The 15236-nt window shown below is 60.2% G+C and carries 16 protein-coding genes; 4 read left to right on the top strand and 12 right to left on the bottom strand.

What is annotated here, in order from left to right:
* Positions 1 to 14: 14 nt before the first annotated feature.
* The 4 genes from I6I12_RS04005 to I6I12_RS11980 all read right to left on the bottom strand — a co-directional run bounded on the left by I6I12_RS04005 (position 15) and on the right by I6I12_RS11980 (position 2870).
* Complete coding sequence (locus tag I6I12_RS04005; RefSeq protein ID WP_234288188.1) at positions 15 to 713, bottom strand: isoprenyl transferase; 699 nt, start codon at positions 711 to 713, stop codon at positions 15 to 17.
* A gap of 67 nt (positions 714 to 780) precedes the next feature.
* Complete coding sequence (recO, locus tag I6I12_RS04000) at positions 781 to 1497, bottom strand: DNA repair protein RecO (RefSeq protein WP_049361567.1); 717 nt, start codon at positions 1495 to 1497, stop codon at positions 781 to 783.
* A gap of 6 nt (positions 1498 to 1503) precedes the next feature.
* Entirely contained in the window at positions 1504 to 2541 is a 1038-nt protein-coding gene (era, locus tag I6I12_RS03995; protein ID WP_200288786.1) for a GTPase Era, read from the bottom strand.
* A 182-nt stretch (positions 2542 to 2723) separates the two neighbouring features.
* Positions 2724 to 2870, bottom strand: coding sequence for a hypothetical protein (locus I6I12_RS11980; RefSeq protein ID WP_234288166.1), 147 nt, complete (start codon positions 2868 to 2870; stop codon positions 2724 to 2726).
* On the opposite strand from I6I12_RS11980, the gene I6I12_RS03985 reads away from it, so the two are divergent.
* Positions 2869 to 3249: a hypothetical protein gene (locus I6I12_RS03985; RefSeq protein WP_200288785.1), complete on the top strand. Its 381-nt coding sequence runs from the start codon at positions 2869 to 2871 to the stop codon at positions 3247 to 3249. The genes I6I12_RS11980 and I6I12_RS03985 overlap by 2 nt on opposite strands.
* A gap of 84 nt (positions 3250 to 3333) precedes the next feature.
* Here the strand turns inward: I6I12_RS03985 and I6I12_RS03980 are convergent, their stop codons facing one another.
* The 8 genes from I6I12_RS03980 to hemW form a co-directional block, all read right to left on the bottom strand.
* Complete coding sequence (locus I6I12_RS03980; protein ID WP_200288784.1) at positions 3334 to 4350, bottom strand: formamidase; 1017 nt, start codon at positions 4348 to 4350, stop codon at positions 3334 to 3336.
* Positions 4351 to 4626: 276 nt separating this feature from the next.
* Positions 4627 to 5475, bottom strand: coding sequence for a pyridoxal kinase PdxY (pdxY, locus tag I6I12_RS03975; protein ID WP_200288783.1), 849 nt, complete (start codon positions 5473 to 5475; stop codon positions 4627 to 4629).
* Between the two features lie 51 nt (positions 5476 to 5526).
* On the bottom strand, positions 5527 to 6144 hold the full coding sequence (gene ybeY, locus I6I12_RS03970; protein WP_200288782.1) for an rRNA maturation RNase YbeY: 618 nt from the start codon (positions 6142 to 6144) through the stop codon (positions 5527 to 5529).
* Positions 6141 to 7121 (bottom strand): PhoH family protein, encoded by a 981-nt coding sequence (locus I6I12_RS03965; protein ID WP_200288781.1) that lies wholly within the window; start codon positions 7119 to 7121, stop codon positions 6141 to 6143. Before I6I12_RS03965 ends, ybeY begins: the two co-directional genes overlap by 4 nt.
* A 23-nt stretch (positions 7122 to 7144) precedes the next feature.
* Positions 7145 to 7906, bottom strand: coding sequence for a 16S rRNA (uracil(1498)-N(3))-methyltransferase (locus tag I6I12_RS03960; RefSeq protein ID WP_200288780.1), 762 nt, complete (start codon positions 7904 to 7906; stop codon positions 7145 to 7147).
* Positions 7906 to 9057: a molecular chaperone DnaJ gene (gene dnaJ / locus I6I12_RS03955; protein ID WP_200288779.1), complete on the bottom strand. Its 1152-nt coding sequence runs from the start codon at positions 9055 to 9057 to the stop codon at positions 7906 to 7908. Before dnaJ ends, I6I12_RS03960 begins: the two co-directional genes overlap by 1 nt.
* 69 nt (positions 9058 to 9126) lie before the next feature.
* Entirely contained in the window at positions 9127 to 10176 is a 1050-nt protein-coding gene (gene hrcA, locus I6I12_RS03950; protein WP_200288778.1) for a heat-inducible transcriptional repressor HrcA, read from the bottom strand.
* A gap of 59 nt (positions 10177 to 10235) precedes the next feature.
* Positions 10236 to 11375 carry a radical SAM family heme chaperone HemW gene (gene hemW, locus I6I12_RS03945; protein WP_200288777.1) on the bottom strand — a complete coding sequence of 380 codons (1140 nt, stop codon included), beginning with the start codon at positions 11373 to 11375 and terminating at the stop codon, positions 10236 to 10238.
* A gap of 147 nt (positions 11376 to 11522) precedes the next feature.
* Here hemW and I6I12_RS03940 point away from each other — a divergent pair, with 147 nt between their 5' ends.
* The 3 genes from I6I12_RS03940 (at position 11523) to I6I12_RS03930 (ending at position 15067) form a co-directional block, all read left to right on the top strand.
* Positions 11523 to 12917: a hemolysin family protein gene (locus I6I12_RS03940; RefSeq protein WP_200288776.1), complete on the top strand. Its 1395-nt coding sequence runs from the start codon at positions 11523 to 11525 to the stop codon at positions 12915 to 12917.
* Positions 12917 to 13975, top strand: coding sequence for a CNNM domain-containing protein (locus I6I12_RS03935; protein WP_200288775.1), 1059 nt, complete (start codon positions 12917 to 12919; stop codon positions 13973 to 13975). The genes I6I12_RS03940 and I6I12_RS03935 overlap by 1 nt, the downstream gene beginning before the upstream one ends.
* 219 nt (positions 13976 to 14194) lie before the next feature.
* Positions 14195 to 15067 (top strand): hypothetical protein, encoded by an 873-nt coding sequence (locus tag I6I12_RS03930; RefSeq protein WP_200288774.1) that lies wholly within the window; start codon positions 14195 to 14197, stop codon positions 15065 to 15067.
* Positions 15068 to 15236 lie beyond the last annotated feature (169 nt).

Genomic DNA, 15236 nt, shown 5'->3' with positions numbered 1-15236 from the left:
TTTGGTGCTGCGCGTTACTTCTTAACGCCACCGAAGCGGCGGTCGCGCCGCGCGTATTCCTCGATGGCGGCAAAAAGGTCCTCCGGAGTGAAATCCGGGAAGAGCTTATCCTGGTAAATCATCTCCGCATAAGCCGACTGCCACAGTAGGAAGTTGGAGGTGCGCTTCTCTCCGGACGGGCGCAGGAAGAGATCCACATCCGGCATGCCCGGATCATAGAGATGCTGCGCTATGGTTTCTTCCTTAATATCGCGCGGGTTGAGCTCGCCGGCTGCAACTTGCTTGGCGATGTCCCGGAAACCATCCACCAGCTCTGCCCTACCGCCGTAGTTCACGCACATGGCCAAGGTCATCTTGGTGTTATCCTTGGTCAGTTCCTGGGCAGCCTCGAGCTCCTTAATAACCGAGCGCCATAGGCGCGGGCGGCGCCCAGCCCACACCACGCGCACACCGCGCTCATTGAGCCACTCACGCTGGCGGCGCAGCACATCGCGGTTAAAGCCCATAAGGAAGCGGACCTCCTCGGGGCTGCGGCGCCAATTCTCCGTAGAGAAGGCATATGCCGAAAGATAAGGAACGCCGGCGGCCAGGCAGGCATCGACGACGTCAAGAAGCACGGCTTCGCCGCGCCTATGCCCCTCGGTGCGCTTCATGCCCTTCTCTTGGGCCCAGCGGCCATTGCCGTCCATAACCAGCGCAATATGGCGCGGCATGAACTCATCCGGGATATTCGGCGGGGTCAAAGTGCGGTTCGGGTCTGGCGTAATCACGGGCTATATTCTACTGCTCCATTACCTGCAATGCGGAAACATTGCGCTCCATGTGCCACTGCAGGTGCGCCCGCGCTAGGCGATGCCCCTCCTGCTTTTGCGCATTCGTGGGATTCGTCGGGTAGTTATGCGCTAAAAGCCACAGGTGATGCAGCGTTTCCGGATCCACCTCGGCTGCACCCGGCGGCCGGCATTCGTGGCACGCCGCCCCGCCGACTGCCGGGTGAAAGGCGTGGTGCGGGCCGGGCCGGTTGCACTGGGCACAGTTGAAAAGGCTCGGCGCCCAACCGGCATGCGCCATCGCCTGCAGCAAGAAGGCATCCAGAGTCATGGTTGGGTCCGCAGTTTGCAGCCGCTCCAAGGTCGCGGTGACGGATTCGTAGAGGTAGGGGTCATGGGCTGCGTCGGCAAAAGCCAGGCGCTCGGCTGACTCCAGCACCGCGCAGGCCGCCGTGTAACGCTCATAGTCCTCGATGAGGCGCGCGCCAAAGTAATCCACCGTATCCGCTTGGGAAATGGTGGCTAGGTTCTTGCCCACGTACAGCTGAACATCAAGGTTAACGAAGAGCTGCAGGCGCGAGCCAAAGCGCGACTTGGCACGGCGCACGCCCTTGGCCACCGCGCGCACGAGGCCGTGATCGCGGGTGAGTAGGACAATGACGCGATCGGCCTCACCAAAATCGTAGGTGCGGATGACCACTGCGCGGTCACGATAGTTCTCGCGCATAGTGGTTTAAAACCCGAGCCTACCCAGCGACTTCGGGTCAGACTGCCAATTTTTCAGCACTTTAATGCGCAAGTCTAGGTATACGTTCTGGCCCAGCAACTCGATGATCTCCTTGCGGGCATTGCCCACAATGCGGCGGAAGCGCAGGCCATCCTTGCCTTCGATAATGCGCTTTTGGCCAGGCCGCTCCAAATACAAAATGGCGTGGATATCCAGCACACCCTCACGGGTGCGCGATGGCAACATCTCATCCACCTGCACCGCCACCGAGTGCGGCAGCTCCGCCTTCAAGCCGGATAATGCAGCCTCACGAATGAGTTCCTCGATGCGCTTTTCCTGGCCTTCATCGGTGATGTGATCATCTGGGTAGAACTTCGGGCCTTCTGGCAGGTGATCCACGATGACCTGCACGAGCTCATCAAGCTGTACACCTTCCTTGGAGGACACCGGGATGACTACCGCATTCGGGTCATCTTGGGAAAGTAGCTCGTGCAGGGCCAAAAGCTGTGCGCCTACCTGGTCTTTGCTGGCTTTATCCAGTTTGGTGACGATGCCGATGATCGGCGTCTTCGGCGCAATGGAGCGCACGTTGTCCAGGATCCAGCGGTCACCCGGGCCAATCTTCTCATCGGCCGGGATGGTCAGGCCAATGACATCCACATCGGCGTAGGTATCCTTGACTACCTCATTGAGGCGCTCACCCAACAGGGTGCGCGGGCGGTGTAGGCCCGGCGTATCCACGACGATTACTTGGGCATCTTCGCGGTGTACCAAGCCACGGATGGTGTGGCGGGTGGTCTCCGGCTGGTCAGCCGTAATCGCAATCTTCTGACCTACCAGGGCATTGGTCAGCGTCGATTTACCGGTATTCGGGCGGCCGACAAAGGACACGAAGCCGGAACGGAATCCTTCCGGGGTGTCGGTGTACTGCGAATAGTCAAGCGGGGCGGCCGCATTCTCGGCGCCTTCCGGCACGGCATCATCGGGGTCTTCTGGAAGACCCTCGAATGCCGCATCAAACTGTGCATCAAAATCAGAACTCATTACCCGCAATAATAGCCCACAGAGCCAAAATCTCCGATTAGTTCACAGCCAATTTCTACCAGCGGTACAGAATAGGGCTAATCTATGGAGAAACCTCTTCTCCCCAGCACAAACCGTGCTGCCTCCCCGGAAAGGCTCCTCCATGCCCCGCACCTCTCCTGCGCTCATTTTGAGCGCTGCTCTTACCCTCTTCCTCTCCGCCTGCTCCTCCCCGATTCCGAGCCATCAGCAGAGACGAGCACTACCTCTGCGACGACCTCTTCTTCGTCCGCCACCAGCTCTTCGAGTACGGCCTCTTCTGCTGCTACCAGCAGCGGCGAAGAGAGCATGCCTGAAGAACCTGCAAATAGCGTTGCTGCAGAGCCAGAGACCCAGGCCGAGGCTGCAGCTGCGGAGCCAGAGTTGCTGTATTGCGATGACGGGCTAGGCGCGTTTGGCCATTTTTCCGATGGCTCTTGGCACCCAACTGAGCTCTGCAACACTCCAGAGCTACAAAGAGCTGTTCGGGCTGAAGAAGTCTGCGGTGGTCCAGGCGGACAATATAAGTACCCCGAAGAATGGGCCGAGCTGTGCAATGGAGGCCTTCCGCCTTCAGATTCGCTTAATGACTATGGCGACGTAGATGCCGGATACACACCAGAGTCTGACGCAGTGTTAGATACGCCAGCCGATGCCGATACAGGTGCGGTAGAAGGCGACGAGTATTAGCAGCAAAAAGACCGCACGCTGGACAACACCAAGGCCCTGCGCCCGTCGAAACGGGTGCAGGGCTTGCCGCTAAATTAGTGAAGCTTACTTAAACTCGTCCGGCAGCGGTCCAAGCTGCGGGCCGTCCGGGTAGTACTTCCAGCCGTCCTTGATGCGGACGTCGTCAGCCCACGGGAGCTTGTATTCGCCCTTGGCCAAGTCCTCGACCCAGGTGAGATAGTTTTCGGTCTTGCCGCCGGGGTAGCCAACGTAGCCGCGGTTACCCAGGTTGAAGATGTTGTTTTCAAGGCCCCAGTTGATGCGAGCCTTATCGGCCAATTCTGGGAAGATTTCGGCGGTGACGATTTCACCGGGGTTGCGGTGACCCTCAGAAATCATGTGGCCATCGTAGTTGCAGACGTTGCCCTCACCGAAGTAGTAGAAGGTGTTGTCATAGCCAGCCAGGTTCACCGAAGCAGTGAACATGAGGTTCTGGAAGGCATTGGTCTTATTGGTCATGATCCACTGATCCTGGGTCTGCGTGGAGTAGCCAGAAATGCGGATATAGACATTGGCGCCCTTATAAGCGGCCTCGCGTGCCAGCTCGGGGAACATGCCATCGTGGCAGATATTCACGGCGAGCTTGGAACCCTTGGGACCGTCACATACCGGCATACCCAAATCGCCTGGGTACCACGGTTCGATAGGAGTCCATGGCTGGAGCTTGCGGTAGTGCAGCGCAATTTCGCCATCGGAGTTGATGATGATGGCGGTATTAAATGGCGGCTTTCCTTCCTCATGGTTGGGCTCCATGATGGAGAAGACGCCCCAAACGTCATTTTCCTTACAAGCCTGCTTGAACTGATCTACCTTGGGATCATCGAGACCAATGAGGAATTCATCATAGGACCAAATCTTGGTGTTGAGACCGGAGGAAGAATATTCCGGGAAGACAATGAGATCGAGATCTGGGTAGCCCGCCTTGGTGGAGGCAACCATGCGGCAGATTTCATCCACGCTGGCTTGGACGTCCTCTGGGGTGTTAACCACGGGGACGGGGTACTGAATGAGTGCCATCAAAAGGCCGTCGGGAGAGGCGCTGATGCTTCCGGTACTAGACATGGTGAGCTCCTTCTACTTGATGAGAACGTGACTGCCGCCATATTAATAGGGCATGGTGCGCCATACCACTTTTAAGCAGGCGTGGGTGTCTCATATGAGAGACTCGGAAAGTAATACAAGGAGCAGATAAAGAAAGCCGAGCTGAGGCTGCATCCTCAGCTCGGCCAAATCAAGCTAGACCTAGCGTGGCATTACGCCGCAGTGCTGCGCTAGGCAACCTAACCTCTCACTGGATAGGGTCCGCAACAATGGGCTTTCCGTAGAGATTGCCCAGGCCTAAAGCTCCTCCGCGTGGAACTGCATGCGCGGGTGTGCGAATACATCCTGAGACTGGATGAGCTGAAGCTCAGCAGTCTCGGCCTCATAGGTGTTTTCCAGCAGGTCGTAGACAGAGGAGGCGGTGCGGCGCAAGGACTCCTTAACGTCGCTGGTCTCGGTGTAGTGGCCGGTAAACAAGGCGGCGGTGACATCGCCGGAGCCGTTACGCTTAAACGGCAATAGTGGCGTGGACACTAGGAAGGCGCGGTCGCCGTCAACGGCGAGCATCTCAATCTGGCCCTCTGGAGTTTCGGGACGCTTGACGGAGGTAACCAGAACGGTCTTTGGACCGATTTCCTGCGCCTTCTTCACCGCGGCGAGGGTCTGATCGAGGGTACCGACCTCGGAATCGGTGAGGTAGCCCAGCTCAAATTGGTTGGGGGTGATGATATCGGCAACGGGCACAACGCGGTCACGCAGCAGCGGCGGGATCTCATCGGAGACAAAGCAACCGGACTTAGCATTGCCCATTACAGGATCGCAGGCGTAAAGCGCCTTGGGGTTAGCGGCCTTAATGCGGCGGACGGTTTCCACGATGGCGTCGGCAATGTCGGCGCCGCCCTGGTAGCCAGACAGAATGGCGTCAATCTGTGGGAAGGCACCGCGCTTTTCAATGCCATCGATAATGGAGGTGACATCGCTGGCCGGAATCATCGGCCCGCCCCAGTCACCGTAGCCAGTGTGGTTGGAGAAATTCACCGTGTGGACCGGCCATACTTCATGGCCGGCGCGCTGCAGAGGAAAGACGGCCGCAGAGTTGCCAACGTGGCCGTAGGTGACGTGGGACTGGATGGAAAGGATAGTCATAGGTTTCCATTGTGCTATGCGGCGCACGCGCTCACAAAAGAAAGCGAAAAATTATTCTTCCGGGCGATCTTGTGGTTCTCCCACCGCAGGTATTCCCCCACCGGGAACCTGCTTGTCCAGGTTGGCGCGTTCGGCGGCATCGGGAAAAGCCTTCGGCCCGGAAGGCTTGGGCTGATAAGCCACGCCACGATCGGCCACATCGTCGTACCAATCCGCAAGCAGCTCGTTTTGGCGGCCGAACATTTCCTTTTCCTCGGCCGGAGTGGAGTGGTCATAGCCCAGCAGGTGCAGGCAGCCGTGGACCGTAAGCAGGGCAAGCTCGTGACCTAGGGAGTGCCCAGCGGCATCGGCCTGGCGCAATGCGAATTCGGGGCACAACACAATATCGCCCAACATGGCCGGGCCTGGATCGGCGGCATCCGGGCGGCCGCCACCAGCAATCGCACCGGGGGTGAGCTCATCCATGGGGAAGCTCATGACATCGGTAGGGCCTTCCAGGTCCATCCAGCGCACGTGGAGATCCTCGATGGTCTTCAAATCCACGCAGGTAATTGTGCACTCGGCATCGGGGTTGATGTCCATGGCGCCGAAGGCATAAGAAGCGACGTCAATCAGCATCTCCTCGTTGACGCCCTCGAAGCCGGATTCATTGAGAAACTCGATACTCATTCCATTCCCTCGTATTCTGCGGCTTTCTTATTATCAAAGGTCTCATAGGCATTGACGATGCGCCCGACCAGCTGGTGGCGCACCACGTCTTTCGCTCCCAAGTCCGCAAAGTGAATATCCTCCACGTTGCGCAGGATGCGGCGCACGATGCGCAGGCCGGAGACCTGGCCATGCGGGAGATCCACCTGGGAGACGTCGCCGGTGACCACGATCTTGGAGCCAAAGCCCAGGCGGGTGAGGAACATCTTCATCTGCGCGGGCGTGGTGTTTTGGGCCTCATCAAGGATGACAAACGCATCGTTCAATGTGCGGCCGCGCATATAGGCCAACGGAGCGACCTCGATGATGCCGGCCTCCATGAGCTTAGGGATCATCTCTGGATCGAGCATGTCCCGCAGGGCGTCGTATAGCGGGCGCAGGTACGGATCAATCTTGTCATTGAGCGTGCCCGGCAAAAAGCCCAGCTTCTCCCCTGCCTCTACAGCCGGGCGGGTGAGAATAATGCGCGAGACCTGCTTGGTTTGCAGAGCCTGCACCGCCTTGGCTACCGCGAGGTAGGTCTTGCCGGAACCGGCCGGGCCGATACCAAAGACCACCGTATTATCGTCGATGGCCTGCACGTATTCGGACTGGCCCACCGTCTTTGGGCGGACGGCCTTGCCACGGCGCTTGACGATGTCCGCCGCCAGCGCCGCCGAAACCGACTGCGGCGCCTCTACCGCCACCATGTCCATCGTGTGCTTGACCGTATCGGTGGATACGGCGTGGCCACGGCGGGCGATGGCTTCGAGCTCGTCAAGGATCTTCGCGGCGCGGGCCACCTCATAATCGGGACCGGTGATAGTAACGACATTGCCGCGGGCAAAAAGGTCCGCATCCAGGCGGTTATTGAGCACGCGCAAGTTATCGTCCGCGCTACCCAGCACGATGCTGACGTAGGCGGAATCTAGCTCACATTTCTTCGTGATGATAGGCACGTGCTTTAGGCTACCAGCGCCGGCTACCACCGCTGGGTGCGCATGCCGATTGCCGCCAGCGCCACCATTGCCGCGCTGGCTGTGCGCAGCACCTCCGGGCCGAGCTTGATAGGCGTGGCGCCGGCCTCCTTGAGGCGATCGAGCTCGGCGTCACCGATGCCGCCCTCGGGGCCGACGAGCAGAACGACATCGTCTGCGAGCGTGACATCCTTGATGGAGGCGGTGGCTTCTTCATGCAGGACAAGCACGGTGGGTGCAGCCGCCGCATCACCGGCGGCACGGTCGCGGCTGAGTTCTTGGACGAGCTGCGGGGTGGTCAGCGGGCCGCGCACCTGGGGGATGCGGGCGCGGCGGGATTGCTTGGCCGCAGAATCTGCGGCCGCCTGCCACTTGGCCACCGCTTTTGGTGCCTTCTTGCCGTCCCATTTGGCCACGCAGCGGTCTGCCTGCCAGGCGATAATCTCATCGGCGCCGGCTTGGGTGGCCAGATCCACGGCGAGCTCGGCACGCTCGGACTTCGGGATGGCCTGCACCACGGTCACCCGCGGGGTGGGCTCAGGCGTGGTGACGATGGACTCAACCATGCCCTCTAGGGAGTCCTTGCCCGTGGCGGCGGTGATGGTGAGGGTGAGGCGGATACCGGTGCCGTCGATAAGCTCGAGGCGCTCGCCCTCCCCCATGCGCTTGACCGTCACGGCGTGGCGGGCCTCCGGGCCAGAGAGGCTGAAGGCCTCGCCGGTGCGCGCGGCGGAAAGGTCCGGGTGGATGAAGACGGGGAGCGACATTAGCGGCGGAACTTATCGCGGATGCGGCTGAAGAAGGATTCCTCTTGACCGTCGCCGGTGGTGCGCACGCGCGCGCCCTCGTCGCGGGAGTTGCGAATCTTCTCCAGGGACTCGCGGGTCTTGCGGTCCAGGTCCTTTGGCACGACGACGTCCACGTGGGCAAAGAGGTTGCCAAAGCCATCGGTGCGCAGGCGCGGCATGCCGGCACCGTCGACCTTGATGGACTCACCCGGCTGGGTGCCCGGTTCGATATCGATCGTGAGCTCTTCGCCATTGAGCTGGTCGATGGTGAAGTTGGTGCCCAAGGCGGCGTCAATCATCGGCACGCGCACGGTGAGGTTCAAATCATCGGCGTTGCGCTGGAAGACGGGGTGCTCCTCCGTGTGGACCTCAACATAGAGGTCACCGGCTGGGCCGCCGCCGTGGCCGACCTCGCCCTGGGACGCCATGCGGATGCGCATGCCGTCGTTGATGCCGGCCGGGATATTAACGGTAATATCGCGACGCTTCTTCACGCGGCCGTCGCCGGCGCAGTGGTTGCATGGATCGGTGATGACCTCGCCAAAGCCCTGGCACTTCGGGCACGGGCGGGTGGTCATCACGTTGCCCAAGAAGCTGCGCTGCATCTCCTGGATTTCGCCCATGCCATTGCAATTATCGCAGGTAACCGGCTTGGACTTGGACTCAGAGCCGGTGCCGCCGCAGGTATCACACAGCACGGCGGTATCCACGGTGACCTTCTTCTTCAAGCCGGTATAGGCCTCTTCCAAGGTAATGCGAGTGCGCAGCAGGGCATCATTGCCCGGTTGGACGCGGGACTTCGGGCCGCGGGAGCCGCCAGCACCGCCGCCAAAGAACTCGGCGAAGATATCGCCCAGGCCGCCGCCACCGAAGCCGCCAAATCCACCCGCACCGGCGCCACCGCCGCCTTGTTCCATGGGGTCGCCGCCCATGTCCACGATCTGGCGCTTTTGCGGATCCAGTAGGACCTCCTGAGCCAGCGCGGCATCGCGGAACTTCTCAGCCGCGGTTTCATCATCCGGGTTTAGATCCGGGTGATACTTGCGGGCCATTTTGCGGTAGGCCTTCTTAATCTCCTGGTCAGTTGCGTTTTTATCAACACCGAGGATGCCGTAATAGTCACGAGCCACTGTAAGAGATATTCCTTCTAATTCGTCTTGTTGGGGTTAACTTGAAAAAATAATGCGCGGCCAGCTAGTTTACTCGCACTGCTCGCCGGCCAAAATTTCGCTCACATACCGTGCAACGGCAGAGACCTTAGAGATTGTTCCCGAGTAATCCATAAAGGTAGGCCCCACCACGCCAAGGCCGCCGAGCGTGGCCACCTCATCGCCGGTGCCGAGACCATAGCCCGTGGCCACAACGGAGGCTTGGCGCAACTGGTCTTCTTCGTTTTCCTCGCCGATGACCACGGAGACGTTGCCTAGATCCGGCACACGGGCAAGCAGCTTGAGGACGACGACCTGTTCTTCCAACGCCTCAATAATCTTGGGTAAACCTTCTGGGAACTCGCGGGCCACGCGCGTCAGGTTGGAGGCACCGGCCATAATCAGCCGGTCGGAGGGCTGCTCCACTAGGGTCTCGATGAGCGTGGTGGCCACCTTGAGCACATGGTGGCGGATATCCAAGGGAGCCTCGTCGACGAGGTGGGCAAGTTCCACGGAGGCGTCGCTAAGCGTCTTGCCTACCAGCGCACTATTGACGATGTCACGCAGGCGGAAGGTCTGATCCTGGTCAATGATTTCATCGAGCTCCACGTTGCGCTGGTCCACGCGGCCGTTATCGGTAATAAGCACCAGCAGCAGGCGCACTGGGGACAGCGCCACAACCTCGCAGTGCTTTACGCGCGAGACCTTAAGGTTGGGCAGCTGGACGACGGCCGCCTGCTTTGTCACCTGCGCCAATAGCTGCACCGAGCGACGCAGCACGTCTTCCAAGTCCACGCCGCCTTCCAAAAAACTGAGCATCGCGCGGCGCTCCGGGGTCGAAAGCGGCTTGACCTCATGGAGGGAGTCGACAAAATGGCGGTAGCCCTGCTGGGTGGGCACGCGGCCGGAGCTGGCGTGCTGTTGGGCGATAAGGCCCTGGGATTCCAGCACGGCCATATCATTGCGGATCGTGGCCGAAGAAACACCTAACTGGTAGCGCTCCAGCAGCGTTTTAGAACCGACCGGTTCTTGGGAGGCAATATAGTCCGCCACGATGGCGCGCAGGACTTCCTTGCGGCGGGCATCGGTTGAGGTAGACACTATGTCGCTCCTATTCGCTTGGCTCTTTCACGTGCTTTCGAGTGTAGACGGGACGAAGATTAGGTTTCTTCAGCGACGAGGAGATCGGTGATGATGCCATCGGCCAGCAAGCGGCCGGGCTTAGTGATGCGTACGCGTTCGCCGGCGCGCTCGAGCAGGCCGCGGCCTATGAAGCGCTCGAGGGCGGGAGTGGCATGGGTATCGATCCAAGCCTCCGGGATACCTTCGCGCAGGCGCAGGCCAAGCATAACCTTTTCCATGTGGCGGTCGGCCTCAGTGAGCGCTTCGGTTTCCTTAATGGGCAGCTCACCGCGGCCAAGGGCGTCGATATAGCGCGAGGGGTGCTTGACGTTAAAGAAACGCTCGTTGCCTAAGTGCGAGTGGGCGCCGGGGCCTGCGCCCCACCAATTGCCATCTACCCAGTAGATGCGGTTGTGCTCGCACTCGCCACCAGGCTTGGACCAATTGGAGACCTCGTACCACTCAAATCCTTCCGCTTCGAGGGTGGAAGAAATCATCTCGTAGCGCCGGGCCAGCACGTCCTCATCAGGGGCGGGCAAGATGCCTTTGTTGACCTTGCGGGCCATGCGGGTGCCGTCTTCAACGATGAGCGAGTAAGCGCTGACGTGGTCCACGCCGGTCTCCAGCACGCGGTCTAGCGTTTCGCGCACATTGTCATCCGTTTCGGTGGGCGTGCCATAAATCATGTCCAGGTTGACGTGCTCGAAGCCGGCGGCGCGAGCCTCGCGAGCGGCGGCGAAGGCGCGTCCAGGGGTATGGGCGCGTTCTAGGACTTGGAGAACGCCGGGGGAAGCGGACTGCATGCCGAGGCTGATGCGGGTATAGCCGGCGTCGGCAAGCTGGGCGAAATACTCCGGTGAGGTGGACTCCGGGTTGGATTCGGTGGTGACTTCCGCCCCTGGTGCCAAGCCGAAGGTGGAGCGGACGGTGTTGAGGATCCGGGTCAGCCCCTGCCCGCCCAGCAAAGAAGGCGTGCCGCCGCCAATGAAGACGGTCTCGGCCGGGCGGCCTACGCGCGCGGCCGCCAACTCCAGCTCGCGGTCCAAGGCATCCAGATAAGGCCCGGTGAGATCGCGCGGGCTGCCGAGCTCTCCTGGGGTATAAGTGTTGAAATCGCAATACCCGCAACGAGTGGCACAGAAAGGAACGTGGATATACAGCCCGAAGGGTTCAGTCATGGATAAAACCCTAATAGGGCGGGAACAAAATGGCCGAAAGGGGGGTTAAGCATGTAGTATGTTTGCATCTTCCCAAGTAGAAAGGCACCCTCAGTGGAACCTCCCAGTCGATGTCCCTACCTCCTTCTAGGCGGTGGGGAGTAAATCATGTTATCGGCTATTTTGATGATCCTGGCCGGATTTGTAGTCATCGGCCTCATCATCGTCGCGAATGCATACTTCGTGGCCCAGGAATTTTCTTTTATGTCCGTGGACCGCACACAGCTGCGGTCCCAGGCTGCTGAGGGGGATAAGACGGCGCAGCGCGCGCTGGCTATTACCCAGCAGACCTCCTTCATGCTCTCCGGCGCGCAGCTCGGCATTACTATTACCGGCCTGCTCATCGGCTATGTGGCCGAGCCGCTCGTGGGCCAAGGACTGGGCGTCCTGCTCGGCGGCGTTGGTGTGCCGAGCGCAGTGTCTATTACTGTGGGCACCATCCTGGCGCTTTTCATCTCCACGATTGCAACCATGCTCTTCGCGGAGCTTTTCCCCAAGAACTACACCATCGCCGCCCCTATGAAGACGGCGCGCTGGCTGGCCTCCTCCACGCAGCTTTACCTGCGGCTATTCGGCTGGCTCATCCACTTCTTTGAGTACTCTTCCAATGCCATCCTCAAGGTTTTTGGCATTGAACCGGTAGAAGACGTGGACTCCTCCGCCACCGCCGATGACTTGGAATCCATCGTGGATTCCTCCCATGAGGCCGGCGATCTGGATGAGAATACTTATATGGTGCTCGACCGCCTGCTGGATTTCCCTGAGCACGACGTAGAGCATGCCATGATCCCGCGCTCCCGCGTGGACGTCATTGACCCGGACACCACCCTTGGTGAGGTTCGCGAGATGATGTCGTCCGATCACACCCGCTACCCCGTCATCGATGATGAACATAACCCGGTGGGCGTCGTGCATCTTATCGACGTGCTGGGAAGCGACCTTCCCGCCGCCACCAAGGCCACCAGCATCATGCAGGACCCCGTCGTGGTACCCGAGCTGATGCCGCTACCAGATGTCGTGGAAGAACTGCGCGATAGCGAGCAAAAGATGGCCTGCGTCATCGATGAATACGGCGGCTTCGTAGGCATCGTGACCATGGAGGACTTGGCCGAGGAAATCTTGGGCGATGTCACCGATGAGCACGATATCGAAGAAACCGAGGAAATCACCGAGCAGGACGATTCCCACTGGGTGGTAGATGGCGATACGCCCATTGATGAAATCGAGCGCGCCATCGGCCACGACCTGCCTGAGGGCGACTTCGAAACCGTCGCTGGCCTCGTCATCGCCCACTCCGGCGCGTTGCCAGAGGTCGGTGAGGAACACGCCATTCAGCTCGAGGCCGAGCCCGATGATTGGGTGGACCACGATGAGGCGCCCGTGCGCTCTATCCGCCTGCGCGTGCAAGAGGTGGACCGCCACGTGCCCTCCGTCCTTGCCATCGAGCTGGTGGAGGATTACCCCGACCAGTCCGATGATGACGATGAGAAGGAGGATGCATAATGACCGAATCTTGGTGGCTTAACCTCCTCGTTACCCTACTTATCATCGCCGCTTCCGGCTTCTTTGTGATTATCGAGTTCTCCTTGATGGGCGCTCGCCGTCACCGTTTGGAAGAGTATGCGGAAAATTCCCGTACTGCCCGGGCCGGCCTGCGCTCGCTCAATGAACTGACCATCATGCTTGCCGGCGCGCAGCTGGGCATTACCGCCGCGACCTTCGTGCTGGGTGCTGTGACCAAACCGTGGGTCCACCACCTGCTCATGGCCCCGCTAGAAGCTGTGGGACTACCACTGGGCATTGCCGATGTCGCTAGCTTTATCCTCGCCCTCTTCATCGTCACCTTCCTTCACCTAGTGCTGGGTGAGATGGCGCCGAAGTCTTGGGCGATCGCACACCCTGAAACCGCACTGCAGGTCATCGCAGTTCCCGCGCGCGGCTTCGTGTGGATCTTCCGCCCGCTGCTGAAATGGATCAATGTCATGGCCAATAAGCTCGTGGCCATGGCGGGCGAAGAGCCCGTCGATCGTGCCGGTGCGGCCGGCTACGATGCCGAGACCCTGCGTACCTTGGTCGAGCATTCCCGCGAAACCGGCGCATTGGATGATGACTCCGCCAACCAGATTTCCGATGTCATCGAGTTGGAAAACTCCACTGTTGGCGCCATGGCCCGCGCCCACGGCTCCGAGGTAGTGCCCCTGCCTTCCGACGCCACCGTGGACGATCTCCAGGACCTCGTCGTGCGCAAGAACATCATGCGCGTACTGGTCTTTCCTAAGGACTCCCGCGTTCCCCGCGTAGTCCACGTGCGCGATACCTTGCTGGCAGCTCCGGAGACCCCGGTCCTCGAGTTCTCCCGCCCCGCCCTGTCCGTGTCTTCTTCTACTACCGTGCAAAAGACCTTGGACCATATGCGGGCCCGCAACGAGCAGCTCGTCATGGTGGGTAAGGCCGATAAGGACAATGCCGTGTGGATCCTTACCTGGGATGACATCATGGGCCAGCTGTGGCCGCAGATTACCGAGCAGCTAGACAAGGTCACCCCTCCCCCGGCCGTCTAAGTCCCGCTCGTCCCCGCCCGCGCCCGCCCCTTTTTGCCGGCGCGGCCTTTCCTATTTCCCGCCCTCGCGCAAGTGCAGCCTCTCCACCTTGTGGACAAGTTCGCCCCTGCTTACCCCAGCAGCCACTTTGAGCACTTGACCATCTCAGCCTCCTCGTTATCCACAAGCCCGGCCGTTACTTCCTCGCGCCGGCCAGAAGCGTGTCCTTTGCTTAAAGGCATGACAACACCACTGACCAATATCGATTCCATCCGCGCTAACCACCCCACCTTTTGGACCGACCTGAAAAACGGCACCTACCTTAAGCTCGCACCGCGCATCGCTGTCCGGCGCGATCACTATCATTGCCTCGATTTCCCGTCCCAACTGCGCCTGCGCGCCATTGCCGCCGCTCGCAGTGCCTATACCGCAGTACTCATCTCCAAATCCGCCGCCCGAGTACATGGCCTGTGGGTCATCGCCACGGCCGAGGAACAGATTGAGATGGCACTTCCCACCAATACGCTCCCCCACAAAGACCGCCGCCACCCCGAGCGCATCTACCGCAAGGCTTCCCTGCCTGAACCTGTCCTCGTGGACGGCGCCCGCTGTGTTTCCAAAGCCCGCGCGGTTATCGATATCGCCCGCTACCACGGCTTTCGCGATGGCCTCATCGCCGCCGACTCGGCACTACGCGCCGGAGTAAGCCGGGAAGAACTCACTCAAGAATTCGCCCGCATGGGAAGAGTACGCAATAGCCGCATCGTCCGCGCTGTGATCCACCATGCCTCTGAGCTTTCCCGTTCTCCATATGAGTCCTTTGCCCGCGCCCTTATCATTGAGGCTGATTTCCCGTGGCCTATTTTCTTCAAAGCACAGTTCAAAGCTCTTCCCGACATCACGACCGCTCTGTGTATCAACAACGCCTATCTCGTTGACATCGTCTCTGCGAAGGCGCTGCCCCACCTACGCGAGCGTCACCAGCTCCTACGAAAGGCGGGATTCACCGTCCTTTGTTATTCCCCGAGACAGCTCGTCGACCACCCCGACCGTTTTCTGTCCGACCTTACCGCCACCGTCTCCGCTGGGCAGAAGGCCGCCCGTTCCGCTTAAGTCCGCGGTTTCTACCTGCCGCCACATCTGACTTCCTCTCCCCTATCTTTCCCTCCCCTGCCATTCGCGCTCACCGGCAGCACTTTCGCGACGAAATCTGCCGCGCCGGTGAGCGCGAAGGGAGGGTGTGAGAATATTTCTCGGGATGCGACGCAACAGTGACTACAAA

Origin of the sequence: Corynebacterium kefirresidentii (genome assembly GCF_016599755.1) — a bacterium.
Lineage (GTDB): Bacteria > Actinomycetota > Actinomycetes > Mycobacteriales > Mycobacteriaceae > Corynebacterium > Corynebacterium kefirresidentii.
The sequence above is the reverse complement of the archived record's forward strand: the minus strand, read 5'-3'. Positions and strand labels throughout refer to the sequence as shown.

Excerpts from the sequence above, each read along its gene's own strand:
- I6I12_RS04005 (WP_234288188.1), bottom strand. The coding sequence starts at position 713 with ATGCCGCGCCATATTGCGCTGGTTATGGACGGCAATGGCCGCTGGGCC.
- recO (WP_049361567.1), bottom strand. The coding sequence starts at position 1,497 with ATGCGCGAGAACTATCGTGACCGCGCAGTGGTCATCCGCACCTACGAT.
- era (WP_200288786.1), bottom strand. The coding sequence starts at position 2,541 with ATGAGTTCTGATTTTGATGCACAGTTTGATGCGGCATTCGAGGGTCTT.
- I6I12_RS03985 (WP_200288785.1), top strand. The coding sequence starts at position 2,869 with ATGCCTGAAGAACCTGCAAATAGCGTTGCTGCAGAGCCAGAGACCCAG.
- I6I12_RS11980 (WP_234288166.1), bottom strand. The coding sequence starts at position 2,870 with ATGCTCTCTTCGCCGCTGCTGGTAGCAGCAGAAGAGGCCGTACTCGAA.
- I6I12_RS03980 (WP_200288784.1), bottom strand. The coding sequence starts at position 4,350 with ATGTCTAGTACCGGAAGCATCAGCGCCTCTCCCGACGGCCTTTTGATG.
- pdxY (WP_200288783.1), bottom strand. The coding sequence starts at position 5,475 with ATGACTATCCTTTCCATCCAGTCCCACGTCACCTACGGCCACGTTGGC.
- ybeY (WP_200288782.1), bottom strand. The coding sequence starts at position 6,144 with ATGAGTATCGAGTTTCTCAATGAATCCGGCTTCGAGGGCGTCAACGAG.
- I6I12_RS03960 (WP_200288780.1), bottom strand. The coding sequence starts at position 7,906 with ATGTCGCTCCCCGTCTTCATCCACCCGGACCTTTCCGCCGCGCGCACC.
- hemW (WP_200288777.1), bottom strand. The coding sequence starts at position 11,375 with ATGACTGAACCCTTCGGGCTGTATATCCACGTTCCTTTCTGTGCCACT.
- I6I12_RS03940 (WP_200288776.1), top strand. The coding sequence starts at position 11,523 with ATGTTATCGGCTATTTTGATGATCCTGGCCGGATTTGTAGTCATCGGC.
- I6I12_RS03935 (WP_200288775.1), top strand. The coding sequence starts at position 12,917 with ATGACCGAATCTTGGTGGCTTAACCTCCTCGTTACCCTACTTATCATC.
- I6I12_RS03930 (WP_200288774.1), top strand. The coding sequence starts at position 14,195 with ATGACAACACCACTGACCAATATCGATTCCATCCGCGCTAACCACCCC.